This window comes from Intestinimonas timonensis (assembly GCF_900626145.1).
In the GTDB taxonomy this organism is placed as follows: domain Bacteria; phylum Bacillota; class Clostridia; order Oscillospirales; family Oscillospiraceae; genus Intestinimonas; species Intestinimonas aquisgranensis.
This window is the reverse complement of record NZ_LR130817.1, coordinates 1,538,483-1,556,688: the sequence shown is the minus strand read 5'-3', so window position 1 is coordinate 1,556,688 and position 18,206 is coordinate 1,538,483. Positions and strand designations below refer to the sequence as shown.

Here is an 18,206-nt window from a genome sequence, read left to right as displayed (position 1 = left end):
TGGGCAATATGGTTCTGCTACAAGGAAGGATACTTCCTTAATTTTCCTCCAGAGATTCCAGATATTCTTTTACTCTGCCATAATAGATGCGCAGAAACTTGTTGGCGCCGGCTGTCATGTAAACCAGATAGGGTTTGCCCTCGGCTCGTTTCTTGTCCATGAAACGGTACACCGGGTCATCCTGGGGCTGTGTTTTCAGCAGGCAGTCCATGACCAGAAACAAGGCGCGGCGCAGTTCCGGTGGCCCGCTTTTGGAAACCCTTGTACTTTTGGCCTCGTGAGTGCCGGACTGGTCAGCGCCAGGGTCAACGCCCGCGAACGCGGTAATGGCGTTTCGGTGGGTAAACCGGGTCACATCCCCAAGTTCAGCTATGAGTTGAGGGCCGAGAGAATCGCCTACGCCGTGCATGGCCATGACGACGGGATATTCCGGGAGCTGCACTGCCAGAGCCTGCATTTCGGCTTTGAGCCGTTCCAGAGAGGCAGAGACGGCGTTCAGCGCATCAATGGCCTGCCGAACCATGGTTTTGGTCAGGGCGTCCTTGGGGAGCATGGCAATCAGGTCCTGTGCTCCGGTGTGGACCTCAACGGCTTTGCTCTGGCTGAAGTTGTAGCCATGCCGTTTACACCACTTGCGGTAATGCTCGGCAAAGGCAGTGAGGCTCATGTTTCGCACACAGTCCATATGCCAAAAGGCCGTGGCAAAGTCCACCCACTTCTGGCTGCCGTCCTCACGGACAGGGCTATCAAATAGGGCGTTGACGCCGGGATAGGTCTGGTCAAGAAGGGCGATGAGGTTGTTTTTCATCATCGTCTTAGTCTTAGCGTATAGACTCTGCTGCCGGTTCAGCGTTTTCAGTTGCATTCGAATCGTATCCATGGGTGTATGTTGGCGCAATTCTGCCCAGTTGTCAAGCCCGTAGCGGGCGATCTTCCGGGCATCTGCCCTGTCTGTTTTCACTTTTCGCAGGGTGTTGTTCCCGTAGTCTTTGATAAGCTTCGGATTGACTGCGCTGACAAAGACGCCCTCCTCATGAAGAAAACGGGCTACCGGCTCATAGTACCGTCCGGTGTGCTCCATGACTACCCGTGTCTCACCGTCCAGACTTTTCAGGTAACCTGCCAGCTCCTTGAGTTCACTGCCGGTGTGACCAACAGAAAATGGTTTTGCCACCACTTCTCCAAAAGGACGGAGGACAGATACCATGCTCTTTCCTTTGGAAACATCGATCCCTGCCACATTGTTCATATTGATCGCTCCTCATCATGGATTTCTTTTGGCGACCAGCCATTCCACCATTGCCGATCCAATCTATTTGATGACACGGGCGCACCAAGGAGGTGGCTCAACCTGCATAAATCGAACGCTGCGAATGAGAGGCTGGCTGACAGACTTCGCTACGGACGCAATGGTCCTTGGAGGTGTACATCAGGCCAAGACGCTCTCATTCTAACAGCTTTGGCAACGATGCGGAAAAAGACACGGCTGGCTGCCGTGTCCTTAGGGCTTGTTTGAAAAAAGGCGGAGATTGTGCTAAAGCAACAAAATAGCGATGGAGGCAAGATACACAAAGGCTAGGAAGGAAGCATCCGACTTGTCATATCTGGTGGCGATTCTGCGAAACCACTTGATTTTCTGGAAAAAACACTCCACCAGATGGCGTTCTTTATACAGATGCCAGTCAACCGGCCAGGGATCGGAAACGTTGCTTTGCGGCGGGATTACATAGCTGGCCCCGTGCGCTGAGATATATTCCCGAATCGTCCGGGCACCATAGGCCCGGTCTGCCAGCACGGCACTCCCGCCGATTCTGACCTTTTTCAGCAGTTCAACAGCGTGAACCGAATCGTGGTCATTTCCAGCGGAGAGAAGGAACTCCACCGGGTTTCCTAGACCGTCTACGACAGCGTGGAGCTTTGTGTTCCACCCGCCTTTGGTACGGCCAACCGCCTTATCCGCCGTTTTTTTCCCCGCCATTTGCGCTTTCATGCACCTTTACGCAAGTGGAGTCCATGCTCAGGTTCTCATATCCGCGTCCGCAGACAGTGTGTGGAATACCGCTTCCAGAGTGCCCTCATTCCGCCATTTGGCGAATCTTGCGTATATAGACTGCCAAGGACCATAGGTCTCCGGCAGCTCACGCCACTGCGCACCGCTCCGGACGATCCAGAGCATTCCGTTGAGCATGATCCGGTTATCCTTCCGGGGATGACCCCGCTTTCCCGTTTCTTCCGGTGGCAGCAGCGGCTTGATTCGTTCCCATTGTTCTTTTGTTAATTCATATCGTTTCATGCTCATAGTTTCGCATAACTTGGTTTCTTGTGCAACTTTTATTTTTCAAACAAGGCCTAACCGTAAATCTATTGTAATAGGAGGTGGAGAAGATGGGCTGCACCCAGGTGCCAGGCGTGCAGCAATACATGACGGAGATCATCACCAGGGAGAAAAGGAAGACGCCTGCCATGCCCGGGAGGTAGGGGTAGACCAGGTGAACGAGGACGCAGCCGATGGCGGTGCCGATGGGACGGGTGACCATACGGTGGGCGCTGTCCTCATAGCTGGGCTGGAGCAACAGAAAGGCGTGGAGTGGGAACCAGTAGGTGTGCTCAAAGTTCCAGAGGTAGCTCACCGTGGAGCTGATGGTCATGACCAGGCCCAGCTGAAGGGCAAAGCGGAACTCGAAGCGGTCCACGGAACACCGCTGCCGGAAATCCAGCAGTACCGCCCGCCATGGGATGCATTTCCAGGGAAAGTCGGCGGAGGAAACGGTGGGCTCCTGACAGAAAAGGCAGACGATGTGGAGCACATTCCGGTAGAAAATACGCAGACGACCCTGGGGCAGATCGGGGTGTTCCAGCTGACCGGTGAGCTGTGCCAGCAGAGCGGCCCGTTCCTCTGCGGTGTGGGCTCGCTCACAGGCGTCCACCGCCTGGGCCAGTGAGTGGAGGGTCTGGGAAAAGACCGTGGGGGTTGCGCTGTCCTTCCAGCTCTCGTCAGCGACCAGATAGGCGGTGCGCTGGTAAAGAAGGGCTAGAAAGTGATAGCGATTTCGTTGGGGATCGGGGGTGCGGAGGAGCCGCCGCCGGGCGTAGCCCAGATGGTGGAGCTTTTGGGCGGTGTCATAGAACTCCTGGTCTACGGCTTCGCTGCTCCCCTCACAGGCCATCTGCTCCATAAGCTCGGAGAGCCGGTGGAGTCCGGCGGGAATTTGGAGACTTGGATCGGCGGGACGGTACCGACGGGCACACAGCGCCAGTGCCAGCAGAAGCAGTACCTGGCAGAAGGCCACTGCACTCAGCTGGAGCCACAGCTCCTCCGGCTCCGGCGGGCGCAGCTCCAGGAAGACAAAGGTCATGGCAAAGCCCAGATGGCCTTTGGGCTCAAACTGGCTGCTCTTCCAGATGACCAGGAAGAAGAGGACGCCGAAGTTCGGCAGGATACACAGGACCACGTTGCGGGTGGCGAGAAAAGCCAGGAGGCAGAGTACAAGGGGGACAAAAAAGAGCGTGATATACGCTCTGGTATCGTTGCGCTGCTTATGACGGAGCTGGAACAGGGTAGTGGAGCCTGTGACCACCATGGCGAACTGGCTTCCAAAAACAAAGAAGACAACTAAAAATTGGATGATGTAAAAAACAATGGTGGGGAGGGCGGAGATCAGACGGGCTTGAAAGGTGTTGGCCAGTTTTTTGCAGGTGCGGCAGGCTCGCAATGGAGGTCCCTCCCAATTGTCTTTGTATAAGAAGTATTATACGCTTTTGTGTGAAAAAGACAAACCGTATATCCAGTATTTTTATGCAGATAGACTGAATGAGCGGAGCTGAACCGCTGTCTCTATGAGGATGGATAGGACAGTTCACATAATCTTAAAAAGTTGTTTAAAGTTCTGCCAACCTTTTCCCCTGCGGCTGTGGTATCTTATAAGCACAGCAAGACCCCAGCACAAATCACTGCCTCTTTTGCTGTGGGGCAGACAAACAGCAACACAGAAATGTGTTCATATATATTCTCTCACACCTCACTTTTCCTCCTCTCTTTCTTTGACAAACGGGTAAGGCGTCCCGGACTCAGGTCCGGGACGCCTTACCCGTTTTGCGAGTCATTATCGTTCAGCGCACCTGGATAGCGCCCAGGATCTCGCCGATGGGGCCGGAGAGGATCAGGTCAGCCCGGGCGTCCATGGCGGTGGGGCTCTTGTTGATGAGGATCAGCTTGCTGCCCTCATAGTAGTCGATGAGGCCGGCGGCGGGGTAGACCACCAGGGAGGTGCCGCCGATGATGAGAACGTCTGCCTTGCGGATGTAATCCACCGCCCGGTACATGACGTTTCCGTCCAGGGCCTCCTCATAGAGGACCACATCGGGCTTAATGGTGCCGCCGCAGTCACAGTGGGGGACACCGGCGCTCTGAGCCACCACAGAGGTTTCCCAGAACTTCCCGCAGTGGTCACAGTAGTTGCGCAGGGTGGAGCCATGGAGCTCCAGAACCTCTTTACTACCCGCCAGCTGGTGGAGACCGTCGATGTTCTGGGTGATGACGGCCCGGAGCTTGCCCGCCTGTTCCAGTTCGGCCAGCTTCCGATGGGCGGCATTGGGCTGGGCGCCGGAGACCAGAAGCTTCTTACGGTAGAAGTCGAAGAATTCCTCGGGGTGCTGCTCGTAGAAGGTGTGGCTCAGCATGACCTCTGGGGGATAGGCGAACTGCTGGTGATAGAGGCCGTCCACACTACGGAAATCGGGGATGCCTGACTCGGTGCTCACTCCGGCACCGCCAAAAAATACGATGTTGTCGCTCTCGTCGATCCACTTCTGTAACTGTTCCAGATGGGCCATGTTTCTTCCTCCTGTCCGACGGGCGGTGTATGTGGGAGAATCGCTCCCCCTATGCTATCGTACCCTGTTTCCCGGGAAAAGGCAAGCCCCGGGCGCCCCGGCGTTTTGACCGATTTTACGAAATCGGACGGTCGGATTTAGCCGAAACGTAAAACTTGTGTAAAACACTTTACCTGCCATTTACGATAGGGAAAAAGACCGGTATAATTTATATGACAGGCACAGCAAAGACGCTGTGCCGCAATGATGTTAATCCACGGGTGAGGGCCCGGGATATGGAGGCTTACAGGTGAATATAACCGATATTATTACCCTGGTCGGAGCCATTGCGACCTTCCTTTTCGGCATGTCCACCATGACAGACGGTCTGGAGAAGCTCTCCAGCGGACGGTTGGAAAGCATCCTGGAGCGGCTGACCAGCAACGTGGTCAAGGGCGTACTGCTGGGCGCCCTGGTAACGGGACTCATTCAGAGTTCAGCGGCCACCACGGTGATGTGCGTGGGCTTTGTCAACGCCGGCATCATGCGTCTGGAGCAGACCGTGGGCATCATCATGGGCGCCAATATCGGTACCACAGTGACCGCTCAGCTCCTCCGGCTGGGCGACCTCTCCTCGGACAACCTCTTTCTGGCCATGCTGAACCCCTCCGTCCTTGGACCCCTCCTGGCGGCCATCGGCGTGGTGTTCTATATGTTCATCCGTGGCGGGAAGAAGCGCATCATCGGCCAGATCATCCTGGGCCTGGGTCTCCTCTTCATCGGCATGAAGACCATGGAGGGAGCCGTCTCCGGGCTCCAGGAGCTGCCAGAGTTCCAGGCGCTCTTCTCAGCCTTCTCCAATCCTCTACTGGGCATCCTGGTGGGCGCTGCCGTCACCGCCCTTCTCCAGAGCTCTTCGGCCTCCATGGGCATTCTCCAGGCGGTGAGTTCTACGGGGCTGGTCTATTTCAACACCGCCATTCCCCTCATCATGGGTCAGAATATCGGCACCTGCGTCACCGCCATCCTCTCCTCCATCGGCGCCAGCCGGAACGCCAAGCGGACGGCTATGATCCATCTGCTGTTCAATGTCATCGGAACTGCTTTCTTCCTGGCTGTCCTCTATATCGGCAACGCCTTTTTCGCGTTCCCCTTCTGGGATAACGTAATGGATATGGGCTCCATCGCCAACCTGCATCTGGGCTTTAACATCGGCTGCACGCTGCTGCTGCTGCCCTTCCACAAGGTGCTGGTGAAGATCGTGGAGCGGCTGGTGCCCGGCGATACCGGCGCTCCGGAGTTCAACCTCCTGGACGAGCGCTTCCTCTCCTCACCCTCTGTGGCTCTGGAGCAGGCCAGGTCTGCGGTGATCTCCATGGGAGAAAAGGCCCGGGAAGATCTGCGTCTGGCCGTGGAACTCCTGACCGACTACGAGGAGAAAAAACTGGAGCGCCTCAACGAGAACGAGGCCACCATCGACAAGCTGGAAAATACCCTGGACAGCTATCTGGTCAAGCTAACTGACCGGGCCCTCACCGATCCGGAAAGCGCCCTGGTGTCCGAGCTGCTCCATACCCTGACCAACTTTGAGCGCATCGGCGATTATGCCGTCAACGTCTCTGAGATCGCCACCACCTTGCACCAGAGGGAGATCGCCTTCTCCGATGTGGCCCGGAAAGAGGTAGATGCCCTTACTACCGCGGTGGAGGCCACCCTGGACATCACGCTGGAGTGCTATGAAAAGCGGGACCACGAGCTGGCACTCCATGTGGAGCCTCTGGAAGAGGTGGTGGACCTCATGGAAGAAGTCCTGAAGAACCGACACGTAGAGCGCCTCAAGACCGGTGCCTGCACCATCGAGCTGGGCACACAATTCCTGGAGCTCACCATCAATCTGGAACGCATCTCCGACCACTGTTCCAACGTAGCCATGCTGATCGTCCGGCAGACCACCCCTACCAGCCAGCACCTGCCGGATACCCACGCCTATCTCAAATACCTCCACGCCGGAGGAGATCACGACTTCGATACCCTCTTTGCCAATTACCGGACCCAGTATTTTGGCCCCATTGAGAAGGAAGAGGATCTGACTCAGATCCCGGTGTCATAAAAGGAGCGCCCTCCTGCGGAGGGCGCTCCTTTTTCCATAACAAAAAAAGAGTGGTACTCCTAAGGAGTACCACTCAGAATCACATCAGCTTTACGGTGTAGTAAACAGCCATAATGAAGAGCCAGGCCACCAGGGCAAAGATCAGGTAGTAGGCGGCGCTGGTGCCCAGGACCAGGGCGGCAACCACGGCCACGGCTACGACAGCGCAGGTGAGGTAGACCATGCCGTAGGAGGCGTTGTGGGCAAAAACCTGGAGCTTCTTTCCGCCCAGGGTCAGGGAACCACCATGAGCAGACATGGAGCGGCAAAGAAGGACCGCAGCCACCAGGATCACCGCCAGCACAACCAAATAGGCATACAGCAGGGGCTGATGTGCCCCGCCGGCCCGGCGGAAGAGCCACAGACCCAGCAGGCCCAGGGCAGAGAGAACGGTGATGACAAAAAACTCATGCTGGTAAAGGTAATACACCAGAGCCAGTACGGCGGCGGCGGGAACGGCTCCGCAGAGGAACTGCACGCCGGTACCATAGAAGCGATAGGTGATCACCGAGATCACCAGAGCAGTGAGAAAAACACCGAACAGAATGCCGGGGAGAGTGGCGCGCTTACCGTTCTTGGCCGAGAAGATGGCCCAGAGCAGGCAGACAACGGTGCCGACAGCGGTGACACCGATGATGGCGGGCCAGGCTTTCAGCAGAGCACCGGCAAATTCGATCTCACCAGGCGCGGTGGTGATATTGATATAATAGCGGTTGAGCAGAAGCAGAACGAGCTCCACCACGACGGCGGCTCCAAACCAGATCAGTACCCGGTTCAGGATCACGTCCTCCTTGTGGCTACGGGCCGCGCGCTTCTCCGCCGCGCGTTTTTCTTTGTCCATGGATCCATCTCCTTGTTTGATGCTCAAAACGACTGGTCCAGAAGATGGCCAGTCTAACGGATGATATTCTACCAGAAATCCCGCCGTTTTGCAACAAGAAAAAACGACGATCCCTGCTTATGTTGCCAGGAAGGGCGGGATATGATACAATCGACCTATCTTTTCTGAATCAGTGAGGCGGACTATGAAGCGTATTGTTCCTCTCCTGTGCGCCGCGGCACTCCTCACGGGCTGTGCCTCCACCCAGGAGCCTGTGATCCAATCTTTTTTTGCCATGGACACCACCATGTCCATCACTGCGTATGACCGTGACCCTACCGAAGCGCTGGTGGCCGCTCAGCAGGAGGTCAACCGGCTGGACGCCCTATGGTCCCGGACCCGGCCGGACAGCGATGTGGCCCGACTTAACGCCGCCGCCGGAGGGAGTGCAGTGGAGGTGGACCCGGATACCGCCGAGCTGCTGGAGAAGGCAAACGCCGCCGCCGGTGAGAGCGGCATGGCCTTCGACCCGGTGCTGGCGCCGGTCATGGACGCCTGGGGCTTCGGCGCCACCGAGAGCGAGACCACGGCGGTCCATCGGGTGCCGGAGCAGGGGGAGCTGGACGCCCTCCTGCCCCTGACCCGGGACCTGCCCGTGGTGGAGGGAGACACCGCCGCCCTGCCAGCGGCGGGTCAGGCGGTGGATCTGGGGGCCATCGCCAAGGGCGCCGCCGCAGATTATGTGGTGGAGGCCCTTACCGGACACGGGGTGGAGTCCGCCATCATCGCTCTGGGAGGCAACATTACCGCGCTGGGCACCAAGCCGGATGGCAGTCCCTTCCGGGTGTATGTCCGGGACCCCCAGGGAGAGGGGGAGGACTATCTGTGCCTCATGTCCCTGCCGGCGGGGTGGACCTGTTCCACCTCCGGAGGATATGAGCGGTATTTTGAGGCCGACGGCCAGATCTACCATCATATCATCGACCCCGCAACCGGTTATCCGGCCCAGTCTGGGCTCCTTTCGGTGACAGTGGTGGCCCAGGACCCGGCCCTGGCGGATGCCTGGTCCACAGCGCTCTATGTTCTGGGGGCTGAGGAGGCTCTGGCACGCTGGGAGAGCGGGGAGGGCACCGTAGCGGAGATGGACCTCATCCTGGTGACGGAGGAGAACCATGTCTATATCACCGAGGGCCTGGAGGAGGGCCTGGAGACCCTGGGAGAGGGGGCGGGCTACACCTATGAGATCGTCCGCCGCTGACCGCGTCCGGCCCACGGTACTGGACGGTCTGGTGGTGCTGGCGGTGCTGGTGGCCGCCGGAGCCATTTTATTTGCCTTTCGGCCAAAGGCCGGCAACTTTCTCACGGCCCGGATCGTCTTAAACAATGAGCTGGTGGCGGAGCTGCCCCTCAGCGACCAGGATGAGCCGGTCACCATCGAGGTGCCGGGTGCCAGATACCCCATCACCGTGGAGGCGGAGCGGGGGCAGATCCGGGTCGCCCACAGCGACTGCCCCAGCCAGGACTGTGTCCACACCGGATGGGTCTCCCGTTCCGGCGGGCAGATCGTGTGCCTGCCCAATCGCCTGGTCATCACCGTCACCGGCGGCACGGCGGAAGCCGACGCCGTGACGGGCTGAGAGGGGGCGGTATGGAATGACGCACTCTGTCCGCCGCCTGACCCGCTGCGCGGTGCTCACCGCCATGGCCCTCGCCATCTCCGTGTGCGAGGGTCTGGTGCCCCTGAGCATCCTCATCCCCCTCCCCGGCCTGCGCCTGGGCCTTGCAAATCTGGTCACGGCATATGCCCTGTGCCGGCTCTCCGCCCGGGAGGCCTTCGGCATCCTGATGGCGCGGTGTCTGCTGGGGGCCATCGTGGGCGGCAATCTCTCCGCCCTGGCCTTCTCCCTCACCGGCGGCGTGCTGGCCTTCGGGGTCATGTGGCTTCTGCTCCACGTCAGAGGGCTCTCCCTCTTCGGCGTGTGCATCGCCGGCGCCGCCGCCCACAACACCGGCCAGATCCTGGCCGCCATGGGTGTGCTGGCCTCGCCGGCCATCGCGGTGTACCTGGCGCCGCTCCTGCTGGCCAGTATCCTGACCGGCGCCGTCACCGGCGCGGCGTCCATTCTGCTGGTTCGGCGGGTACCCTGGGGAGAGGGAGAGAGAACGTAACGGATTCGTTACCTCTTTGTAGTGCTTTTTCCGGTGTTTTGTCGTATGATGCAGATACCAATGAACACGATGGAGGAGACAAGACATGAAGCACCTTTTGCGTCCCGGGGCTCTGCTGCTGGCCCTGGGCCTGACCCTTTCCCTGGCTGCCTGCGGCCCCAAGCAGGAATCGTCCGGGTGGCAGCCCGACCACAGCGAGCCGGTCCAGACGGAGACCGCCGCCCCGGAGCCCACCCCTACGCCGGCGGCCGACCCCTATGACGCCGTGCGGAACTACTGGTCGGCCGGCCAGCTCACCCAGGCGTGGGGACCGGAGCAGCCGGTGGAGCACCTCTTTTTCCACCCCATCATCGCCTATCCCCAGTACGCCTTCTCCAGCGCTGTCCCCGCCGACCGGCAGAAGGGCCTGGACGACTGGATGGTGACGGTGGACGAGTACAAGGAGATCCTCCAGAACCTCTATGACAAGGGCTATATCCTGGTGGCCATGGAGGATGTGTGGAGCGAGGTCACCGATGATAGCGGGACCCACATGGTCCGCAACACCCTCATGCTCCCGGAGGGGAAAAAGCCTCTGATCATCTCCTTCGACGACGTGAACTATTACGATTATATGCTGGCAGAGGGCTTCACCTCCAAGCTGGTGCTGGGGGAGGACGGCCAGATCTGGGCCCAGTGTACCGATCCCAATACCAAGGAGACCTTCCTCACCCAGGACCTGGACGCCACCCCCATTCTGGACAACTTCGTCCTGGAGCACCCTGACTTCTCCCTCAACGGCGCCAAGGCCATCTATTCCCTCACCGGCTACCAGGGCATTCTGGGCTACCGGACCCAGAATGATCGGGACATTGCCGCTGACGACCCCAGACGTCCGGAGTTTGAGGCCTACCGCCAGAGTGAGATCGACGCGGTAAAGCCGGTGATCGAGCGGCTCAAGGAGACCGGCTGGACCTTCGGCTCCCATACCTGGGGCCACATCAACCTGGGCAGCGAGACACGGACCCTGGAGTCGGTCAAGACGGACACCGAGCGGTGGCTGGAGGAGGTAGGGAGCCTGGTGGGACCCACCAACATCCTCTTCTATCCACACGGCGCCCGGCCCGACGGAGACGACTGGCATAAGACCGGCCCCATGTTTCAGTATCTCCAGAGCATGGGCTTCCGGGTCTTTGCCAGTGTGGGTGTCAACTCCTTCTCCTATATCAAGAATGACATCTCCGCCGTGATTTGTGACCGGCTCCATCCCGATGGGACCACCCTGCGCTGGTCCCGGGACCGCTATCTCCAGTTCTACGACGCCAAGGATATCATCGACCTGAGCGTGCGTCCCGACTTGGGCGTTGGATGGCAATGAGAATATGAAAAGACCGCCGCGGCATAGCCGCGGCGGTCTTTTTATGTTGGGAAGGTAAATGGTCGCACGGAGTGGATGTACGCAGATTAGGCCTTGTTTGAAAAATAAAAGTTGCACAAGAAACCAAGTTATGCGAAGCTATGAGCATGAAACGATATGAATTAACAAAAGAACAATGGGAACGAATCAAGCCGCTGCTGCCACCGGAAGAAACGGGAAAGCGGGGTCGTCCCCGGAAGGATAACGGGATCATGCTCAACGGAATGCTCTGGATCGTCCGGAGCGGTGCGCAGTGGCGTGAGCTGCCGGCGACCTATGGTCCTTGGCAGTCTATATACGCAAGATTCGCCAAATGGCGGAATGAGGGCACTCTGGAAGCGGTATTCCACACACTGTCTGCGGACGCGGATATGGAGAACCTGAGCATGGACTCCACTTGCGTAAAGGTGCATGAAAGCGCAAATGGCGGGGAAAAAAACGGCGGATAAGGCGGTTGGCCGTACCAAAGGCGGGTGGAACACAAAGCTCCACGCTGTCGTAGACGGTCTGGGAAACCCGGTGGAGTTCCTTCTCTCCGCTGGAAATGACCACGATTCGGTTCACGCTGTTGAACTGCTGAAAAAGGTCAGAATCGGCGGGAGTGCCGTGCTGGCAGACCGGGCCTATGGTGCCCGGACGATTCGGGAATATATCTCAGCGCACGGGGCCAGCTATGTGATCCCGCCGCAAAGCAACGTTTCCGATCCCTGGCCGGTTGACTGGCATCTGTATAAAGAACGCCATCTGGTGGAGTGTTTTTTCCAGAAAATCAAGTGGTTTCGCAGAATCGCCACCAGATATGACAAGTCGGATGCTTCCTTCCTAGCCTTTGTGTATCTTGCCTCCATCGCTATTTTGTTGCTTTAGCACAATCTCCGCCTTTTTTCAAACAAGCCCTTATCGGTCCGTGCTGAATTTTATCCTGTCAGTCCTGGTTTTTGCTGTGTTTCAGATATTTGTCTTTGGAAAGCTGGTAAAAAAGCATACGGCCAGGATCCATTCCTATGTGGAAGAACGGCATTTTTTCCTTAAATTTTTTGATGGGAAAGCCTTCGCTATCATGGCGGTCATGATGTCCGGAGGGATTGGTCTGCGCGTGAGCGGATTGGCGCCGGAACGGTTTATCGCCGTCTTTTATACCGGCCTGGGTGCATCCCTTTTGCTGGCTGGATTATTGTTTGGCCGTAACTTTGGCAAAGCGGTGTTGGCCGACGCCAGGGTTCAAAATAAAACGGAGCATAAAGGAGAGTAAAGGATGCAAGCAATTGTAGAGACCTTGTTCGACGCAGTCTATTTGATTTCCGTCATTACCATCGGTGTCCTGATGATTCGGGGCAGCAAGGGGGAGCGCCAGTTCCGGCTGTTTGGATGGATGGCCGTGGTGCTGGGCGCAGGCAACTCCTTTCATCTGATTCCCAGGGCCCTGGCATTGTGTACCACCGGGCTGGAGAACTACACCGTCCCCCTGGGGCTGGGCAAGTGGATCACGTCGGTTACCATGACCATTTTTTATGTGCTTCTCTACTATGTGTGGCGGCAGCGGTATCAGATCAAGGGGCAAAGCGGTCTGACTGCCGCCATGTATGGTCTGGCCGGTATACGGATCGCTCTTTGCATGATGCCGCAGAACCAGTGGCTCAGTACAGAAGCACCTCTCTCCTGGGGGATCTACCGCAATCTTCCGTTTGCCCTGCTGAGTCTCCTGGTGATCGTGTTGTTCTATCGCAGCGCAAAAGAGCGTCAAGATCGGGCGTTCCGCTGGATGTGGCTGACCATTGTGCTGAGCTTTGGCTTCTACATCCCGGTAGTACTGTGGGCCGATACCATCCCCATGATTGGGATGCTGATGATCCCCAAAACCTGCGCCTATGTATGGACGGTTCTCATTGGGTACTTTGCCATGAAAAAGGAATGTAGATAAAGAAGAGCAAACATGAAGCGCTATATGAATATGGCTTTGGTGTACGCCATTCTTGCCATGGTTGGCGGCGTATTTTATCGGGAGTTCACCAAGTTCAATGGCTTTACCGGCAGAACCACCCTGGGGGTGGTGCATACCCACTACTTCCTGCTGGGTATGGTATTTTTCTTGCTGCTGCTGTTGCTGGAAAAAAACTTTGCCTTCACCGGAGCCAAAACCGGCCGGATACTGGTTGCCTATCAGATAGGCCTGAACCTTACGGCGGTGATGTTCGTGGTACGGGGTGTGACCCAGATGCTGGGAACAGCACTTTCCTCGGGTATGAGTGCGGCCATTTCTGGCATGGCCGGGATTGGTCATATTCTGCTGGGTGTCAGCCTGGTGCTTCTGCTGGTGCAGATCAAGCGCAGCGTGCCAGTTACGAAGGCTTGATTTGAGGGTCCTTCATTTTAGTGCTGGCGCAGGGACACAGAGCCTTGCCCGCGGTCTATGACGGGAAGGGCCGAAATGAGCCGCGGAAAAACGCAATCCTTGTGGTCAATACCCTGACCTTGCACAAAATGATCTCCTCGGGCAGGGGAGAAATGAGACTTGACATTGTCCACTAATGGCGGTATAATGTCCATCACAATCGAACAGGACAGTTGAAGCGCCCAGGAAAAAGCCGTTGGCTTGCCGAAGGAGTAACACTCTCAGGCGTTCCCAGCAGGAACGAGGACTGTGCGTGAATGTCACTCTGGAGAAGCTCATGAACTGGGTGCCGAAGGGGCAAAACGGTGCGGAAGCATACCGTCAATCTCTCAGGCAAAAGGACAGAGGATACATGCCGCTGCGGACCGGGCTTTGGTCTGTTTGCGGGTGGTGTTTATCTTTTCAGGCCGTGGGTGGACCCACGGCCTGTTTTTTTGTTCTGAAAGAGGAGAGAAGAAGTATGTTGGAAGCATTTCAATCCCTGGAAGCCTGGCTCTACCCCATTGTCTGCAACATCAATGTGACCCTGTCCAGCTATATCCTGGTCTTTCTGCTGATCGGCGTGGGACTTTGGTACTCCATCCGTACCCGATTCATCCAGGTGCGCTGCTTTGGCGAAGGAATGCGGCGAGTGTTTGGAAATCTGTCTCTGCGGGGCGGGCGGCAGGAGCGGGGTATGAGCTCCTTCCAGGCGTTGGCCACCGCCATTGCCGCCCAGGTGGGCACAGGTAATATCGTAGGCGCCTCCGGCGCCATCCTCACCGGCGGACCGGGCGCCATTTTCTGGATGTGGGTCATTGCCTTTTTCGGTATGGCCACCATTTACGCCGAGGCCACCCTGGCCATTGAGACCCGGGTGGTAGATGAACAGGGCGCCTTCCACGGCGGCCCGGTATATTACATCACCACCGCCTTCAAGGGTGCGTTCGGAAAGTTCCTGGCCGGCTTCTTTGCCGTGGCCATCATTCTGGCCCTGGGCTTCATGGGCTGTATGGTCCAGTCCAACTCCATCGGCTCCACATTCCAGACCGCCTTCCATGTGCCGTCCTGGGCGGTGGGCATCGTGCTGGTGGTCATCTGCGCCGTAATCTTTCTGGGCGGCATCAACCGTCTGGCCGCGGTGACTGAAAAGCTGGTCCCCATCATGGCGGTGATCTTCCTGGTGGGCGGCCTGGCGGTACTGGTGGCCCGGCTGGCCTATCTGCCCGAGACCTTTGCCATGATCTTCCGCTACGCCTTCCAGCCCCAGGCCATCATCGGCGGCGGCTTCGGCTATGCCATCAAGACCGCCATCAGTCAGGGTGCAAAGCGCGGCCTCTTTTCCAATGAGGCCGGTATGGGTTCCACTCCCCATGCCCACGCCCAGGCAAATGTGAAGGACCCCCACGATCAGGGTGTGGTGGCCATGGTGGGCGTGTTCATCGACACCTTCGTGGTGCTCACCCTCAACGCCCTTGTGATCATCTCCACCCTCTACACCAGCGACGGCATCCTCCACTCCGGTACCATCCCCGAAAATATCAGCAAGACCAATCTGGCCCAGGTGGCGTTCGGCTCCGTGTTCGGAGCGGAGGCGGGCGCCATGTTTGTGGCGGTGTGCCTGTTTTTCTTTGCCTTCTCCACTGTGCTGGGCTGGAACATGTTCGGCAAGATCAACGTGATCTATCTGTTCGGCAGAAAGGCAGCCCCTGTGTATGCGGTCATCGCGCTGATCTTTATTTTCCTGGGCACGCTCATGTCCAACGACCTGGTGTGGGAACTGACGGATATGTTCAACAACCTGATGGTGATTCCCAATGCCATCGCGCTCTTTGCGCTGACGGGTACGGTGATGAAGATTGCCCAAGGCAGGGGCAGGAAAAAGGTTGGAAAAGCCTGAGAAAAGCGCGAAAGGCAGCCGAACGAGCCGCGCGAGCATGAAAATCGCATAAGTGTAAGAGCCAGACGAACCGCGGCGGTTCGTCTGGCTCTTTTTTTGTGCGCGCACGCCTCCAAAGCGGGATGTTTTATGGATCGCTATTCCGAACGAGGCGTGAGAAGGCCGTACTTTTTCAGCCTGTATTGTAAGGTGCGCCTGGAAATGCCCAGATAATCGGCAGTATCCTGCCGCCGGTACTGGAATTTCTCCAGAGCGGCGATGATGGCGGAACTCTCATCCTCCGGAGGCTCCTTTTCCTCCTCAGAAGGTGTCTGCGTATGGACCGAGGTCAGGAACCCGGCGGGAATGTCGCTGATCTTCACAGTGGTGGAGGTGCTCATGACCACGATCCACTCGATGAAATTCCGCAGCTCACGCACATTGCCGGGCCAGTCATAATTCTGCATCAGACGGTAAATTTTGGGCAGAAGTCGCTTCTGCAAGCCGTACTGGGCACAGAATTTTTGTAAGAAGTAGTTGGCCAGAGGTCTGATGTCCTCCGGGCGGTCTTTCAAAGGGGGAATGGTGATGGGGATGACGTTCAGGCGGTAATACAGATCCTCCCGGAACTGGTTTTTGGAAACACATTCCCGCAGATCGGCGTTCGTGGCGGCGATCAGCCGGAAATCAATGGCCCGGGGTTTACATGCGCCGATTCTCAGCACAGATTTTGTCTCCAGCACCCGGAGCAGCTTGGCTTGGAGCTCCAGCGGCATGGAGTTCACCTCGTCCAGGAAGAGGGTCCCCTTGTCAGCCAGTTCGATCAGGCCCATTTTTCCCGTCTGCAAGGCACCGGTAAAGGTGCCCCGCTCATAGCCGAACAGCTCTGATTCCAGCAGGTTTTCCGGCATGGAGGCACAGTTGATCCGGACCATCTCATGGCTGCGCCGCATGCTGTTGGAGTGGATGTACTCCGCAATGACCTCCTTGCCTGTCCCGGATTTTCCCTGGAGCAAAACGGAGGAATCACGCTGGCTGGCGCGGAGCGCCAGGGACATGACCTGCTCCATGGCACGGCTCCGACTGATGATCTTGTCCGTGCTCTGTGTGTTTTCCACGGGCGTGTACTCCTCATAGCAGTCGTACCGCAGCGATTCATATTGCTGGAGCAGGGATTTCATCTCAATCCGGTCGGCAACGATCAGCGCGATATTGCCCTCGCCGTCAAAAATAGGATTGGCCCGCACCAGGTACTCCTTTCTCCCGCCGTCCTTTGTAATGGAGCGCTGCACCCTGGCCACGGGTTTCTTGGTGCGTATGACCTCTGTGCATACGGGGTGGTTAAAAACGCCCTTTTTATAAAGATCAAAAATGGTCTGGTTTTCATAGAAGCTACGGGATTGGCCGCTCATGTGCAGGCTGCCCCGGTTGACGAAAAGGAATTTTCCGTTGGCGTCAAAAATCGTGACGCCAATATCCAAGTGGTCCAGCACCGTGGTAACAGAACTCAGATCATCCAGGCTCATGCGGGAATTCACCATACATACCTCCTCGGTCAAAAACCAAAGTCCGCATCCGGTGCAGATGCCGCTGAACAGGTGCCAGCAATGGCCGTGCTCCGGATGCAGAAGATGTGGTTCCTACGCCTACATTCTAGAGAAGCGGCACGGAACTGTCAACCAAAAAAGTTGTGCAAATCAAATTGGAAGGTACAAAAAGTGCAAAATGCTTTTTGAGGCGCGAGACGGCATGCTGAAATTGTGCAAATGTGCGCAGCGGATACAGATTTGAAATTTCCGCAGCGGCTGACAAGATTATCAGCGCTGAAAATATATGGATATAAGATATAAATAGAAAAAATATAAGAATGATTTTATGCGATATGACCAAATTGCTGCAAATATAAAAGTAGTTCTCCGGATTGATATACCGGCCGCAAAAAAGAACGAAATCTGAAATTGTGCAAATAAAACGGGGAATGGGCTGTGCAACGGGGGATAGAACGGCCGTGACATGCGAAAAAAACACAAATCTTGATCCGGAGAGAAAATTGTGCAATTCAAGTTGACCCTGTAATTGCTTATAAGCTGGGCAGAGTCAAGAAACAACTGCTCTTAAATTTTGAAATGGAGATGGTAGCCATGAAACCGCTGGAGGGAATCAGAGTTTTGGAGATGGAAACGAATTTCGCGGCGCCGATGTGCGGACGGATCCTGGCCGACTGGGGCGCGGAGGTCATCAAGGTGGAGGCCCCGGAGGGCGATCCCTACGGTACACATTGTCATCGTCCAGCGTCCGCAAATCATCGGAGAACCACTCGTCCCGGACTGCCAGCAGACGGAAGAAGGTGGACTTGCCAGCCCCCTGACCTCCGACCAGACAGAGCATGATTTCAAACTTGCACCCCGGCTGAAAGGCTCGTGAGATAGCGCCCACCAGGAACAGCTTCAACGCTTCATAGGTGTAATCATCTGCGTCAGCTCCCAGAAAGTGCCGTAGGCAGAAGCGGATTCGTTCCTTCCCGTCCCACACAAGGGAACTTAAATAATCCCGGATGGGATGATAGCTCAACATGCTCTGCTCGACTTCAACTTCTATATCCATCCAGCT

General features: G+C 57.0%; 16 protein-coding genes, 3 pseudogenes and 2 riboswitches. Of the genes and pseudogenes, 11 read left to right on the top strand and 8 right to left on the bottom strand.

Annotation, left to right across the window (positions count from 1 at the left end; genetic code table 11):
- Positions 1-37: 37 nt before the first annotated feature.
- From E0E29_RS14400 to E0E29_RS14385, 5 genes are all read right to left on the bottom strand, one after another.
- Entirely contained in the window at positions 38-1,249 is a 1,212-nt protein-coding gene (locus tag E0E29_RS14400) for an IS110 family RNA-guided transposase (protein ID WP_130850427.1), read from the bottom strand.
- A 285-nt stretch (positions 1,250-1,534) separates the two neighbouring features.
- Positions 1,535-1,990: an IS5 family transposase gene (locus E0E29_RS19045; protein WP_278045148.1), complete on the bottom strand. Its 456-nt coding sequence runs from the start codon at positions 1,988-1,990 to the stop codon at positions 1,535-1,537.
- A 27-nt stretch (positions 1,991-2,017) separates the two neighbouring features.
- The gene (locus E0E29_RS19040; RefSeq protein WP_278045149.1) at positions 2,018-2,299 is read right to left on the bottom strand and encodes a transposase; all 282 of its coding nucleotides are present in this window, start codon (positions 2,297-2,299) and stop codon (positions 2,018-2,020) included.
- The gene (locus E0E29_RS14390) at positions 2,280-3,713 is read right to left on the bottom strand and encodes an FUSC family protein (RefSeq protein ID WP_130850426.1); all 1,434 of its coding nucleotides are present in this window, start codon (positions 3,711-3,713) and stop codon (positions 2,280-2,282) included. Before E0E29_RS14390 ends, E0E29_RS19040 begins: the two co-directional genes overlap by 20 nt.
- 397 nt (positions 3,714-4,110) lie before the next feature.
- Entirely contained in the window at positions 4,111-4,833 is a 723-nt protein-coding gene (locus E0E29_RS14385; RefSeq protein WP_130850425.1) for an NAD-dependent protein deacylase, read from the bottom strand.
- Between the two features lie 289 nt (positions 4,834-5,122).
- On the opposite strand from E0E29_RS14385, the gene E0E29_RS14380 reads away from it, so the two are divergent.
- A complete protein-coding gene (locus tag E0E29_RS14380; RefSeq protein ID WP_207303612.1) occupies positions 5,123-6,922 on the top strand; it encodes a Na/Pi cotransporter family protein in 1,800 nt (599 codons plus the stop codon).
- Positions 6,923-7,001: 79 nt separating this feature from the next.
- Here E0E29_RS14380 and E0E29_RS14375 read toward each other — a convergent pair whose 3' ends face one another.
- Positions 7,002-7,802, bottom strand: a complete 801-nt coding sequence (locus E0E29_RS14375) for a hypothetical protein (RefSeq protein ID WP_130850424.1) — start codon at positions 7,800-7,802, stop codon at positions 7,002-7,004.
- Between the two features lie 184 nt (positions 7,803-7,986).
- Between E0E29_RS14375 and E0E29_RS14370 the strand changes: the two genes are divergently transcribed.
- The 9 genes and pseudogenes from E0E29_RS14370 (at position 7,987) to E0E29_RS14330 (ending at position 15,617) form a co-directional block, all read left to right on the top strand.
- Positions 7,987-9,039 carry an FAD:protein FMN transferase gene (locus E0E29_RS14370; protein WP_130850423.1) on the top strand — a complete coding sequence of 351 codons (1,053 nt, stop codon included), beginning with the start codon at positions 7,987-7,989 and terminating at the stop codon, positions 9,037-9,039.
- Positions 9,020-9,418 carry a NusG domain II-containing protein gene (locus E0E29_RS14365; protein ID WP_130850422.1) on the top strand — a complete coding sequence of 133 codons (399 nt, stop codon included), beginning with the start codon at positions 9,020-9,022 and terminating at the stop codon, positions 9,416-9,418. The genes E0E29_RS14370 and E0E29_RS14365 overlap by 20 nt, the downstream gene beginning before the upstream one ends.
- A gap of 16 nt (positions 9,419-9,434) precedes the next feature.
- Positions 9,435-9,950: a Gx transporter family protein gene (locus tag E0E29_RS14360; RefSeq protein WP_130850421.1), complete on the top strand. Its 516-nt coding sequence runs from the start codon at positions 9,435-9,437 to the stop codon at positions 9,948-9,950.
- A gap of 85 nt (positions 9,951-10,035) precedes the next feature.
- Positions 10,036-11,307, top strand: a complete 1,272-nt coding sequence (locus tag E0E29_RS14355) for a polysaccharide deacetylase family protein (protein ID WP_130850420.1) — start codon at positions 10,036-10,038, stop codon at positions 11,305-11,307.
- 140 nt (positions 11,308-11,447) lie between these two features.
- Positions 11,448-12,213 (top strand): annotated as a pseudogene (locus E0E29_RS14350) (IS5 family transposase).
- A 139-nt stretch (positions 12,214-12,352) separates the two neighbouring features.
- On the top strand, positions 12,353-12,598 hold the full coding sequence (locus tag E0E29_RS14345; protein WP_341273114.1) for a hypothetical protein: 246 nt from the start codon (positions 12,353-12,355) through the stop codon (positions 12,596-12,598).
- Between the two features lie 3 nt (positions 12,599-12,601).
- Positions 12,602-13,267 (top strand): hypothetical protein, encoded by a 666-nt coding sequence (locus E0E29_RS14340; protein ID WP_130850419.1) that lies wholly within the window; start codon positions 12,602-12,604, stop codon positions 13,265-13,267.
- A 12-nt stretch (positions 13,268-13,279) separates the two neighbouring features.
- On the top strand, positions 13,280-13,699 hold the full coding sequence (locus tag E0E29_RS14335; RefSeq protein ID WP_130850418.1) for a DUF2871 domain-containing protein: 420 nt from the start codon (positions 13,280-13,282) through the stop codon (positions 13,697-13,699).
- A 212-nt stretch (positions 13,700-13,911) separates the two neighbouring features.
- A riboswitch (glycine riboswitch) is annotated at positions 13,912-13,998 on the top strand.
- 3 nt (positions 13,999-14,001) lie between these two features.
- Positions 14,002-14,085, top strand: a riboswitch (glycine riboswitch).
- Positions 14,086-14,198: 113 nt separating this feature from the next.
- Positions 14,199-15,617: an alanine/glycine:cation symporter family protein gene (locus tag E0E29_RS14330; protein WP_130850417.1), complete on the top strand. Its 1,419-nt coding sequence runs from the start codon at positions 14,199-14,201 to the stop codon at positions 15,615-15,617.
- A 137-nt stretch (positions 15,618-15,754) separates the two neighbouring features.
- On the opposite strand, the gene E0E29_RS14325 is transcribed toward E0E29_RS14330, so the two are convergent.
- Positions 15,755-17,137 carry a sigma-54 interaction domain-containing protein gene (locus tag E0E29_RS14325; protein ID WP_130850416.1) on the bottom strand — a complete coding sequence of 461 codons (1,383 nt, stop codon included), beginning with the start codon at positions 17,135-17,137 and terminating at the stop codon, positions 15,755-15,757.
- A 585-nt stretch (positions 17,138-17,722) separates the two neighbouring features.
- Between E0E29_RS14325 and E0E29_RS19145 the strand changes: the two are divergent.
- Positions 17,723-17,809, top strand: a pseudogene (locus tag E0E29_RS19145) (hypothetical protein); the annotation flags it as partial.
- Positions 17,810-17,861: 52 nt separating this feature from the next.
- On the opposite strand, the pseudogene E0E29_RS18845 reads toward E0E29_RS19145, so the two are convergent.
- A pseudogene (locus E0E29_RS18845) lies at positions 17,862-18,161 on the bottom strand (VapE domain-containing protein); the annotation flags it as partial.
- Positions 18,162-18,206 lie beyond the last annotated feature (45 nt).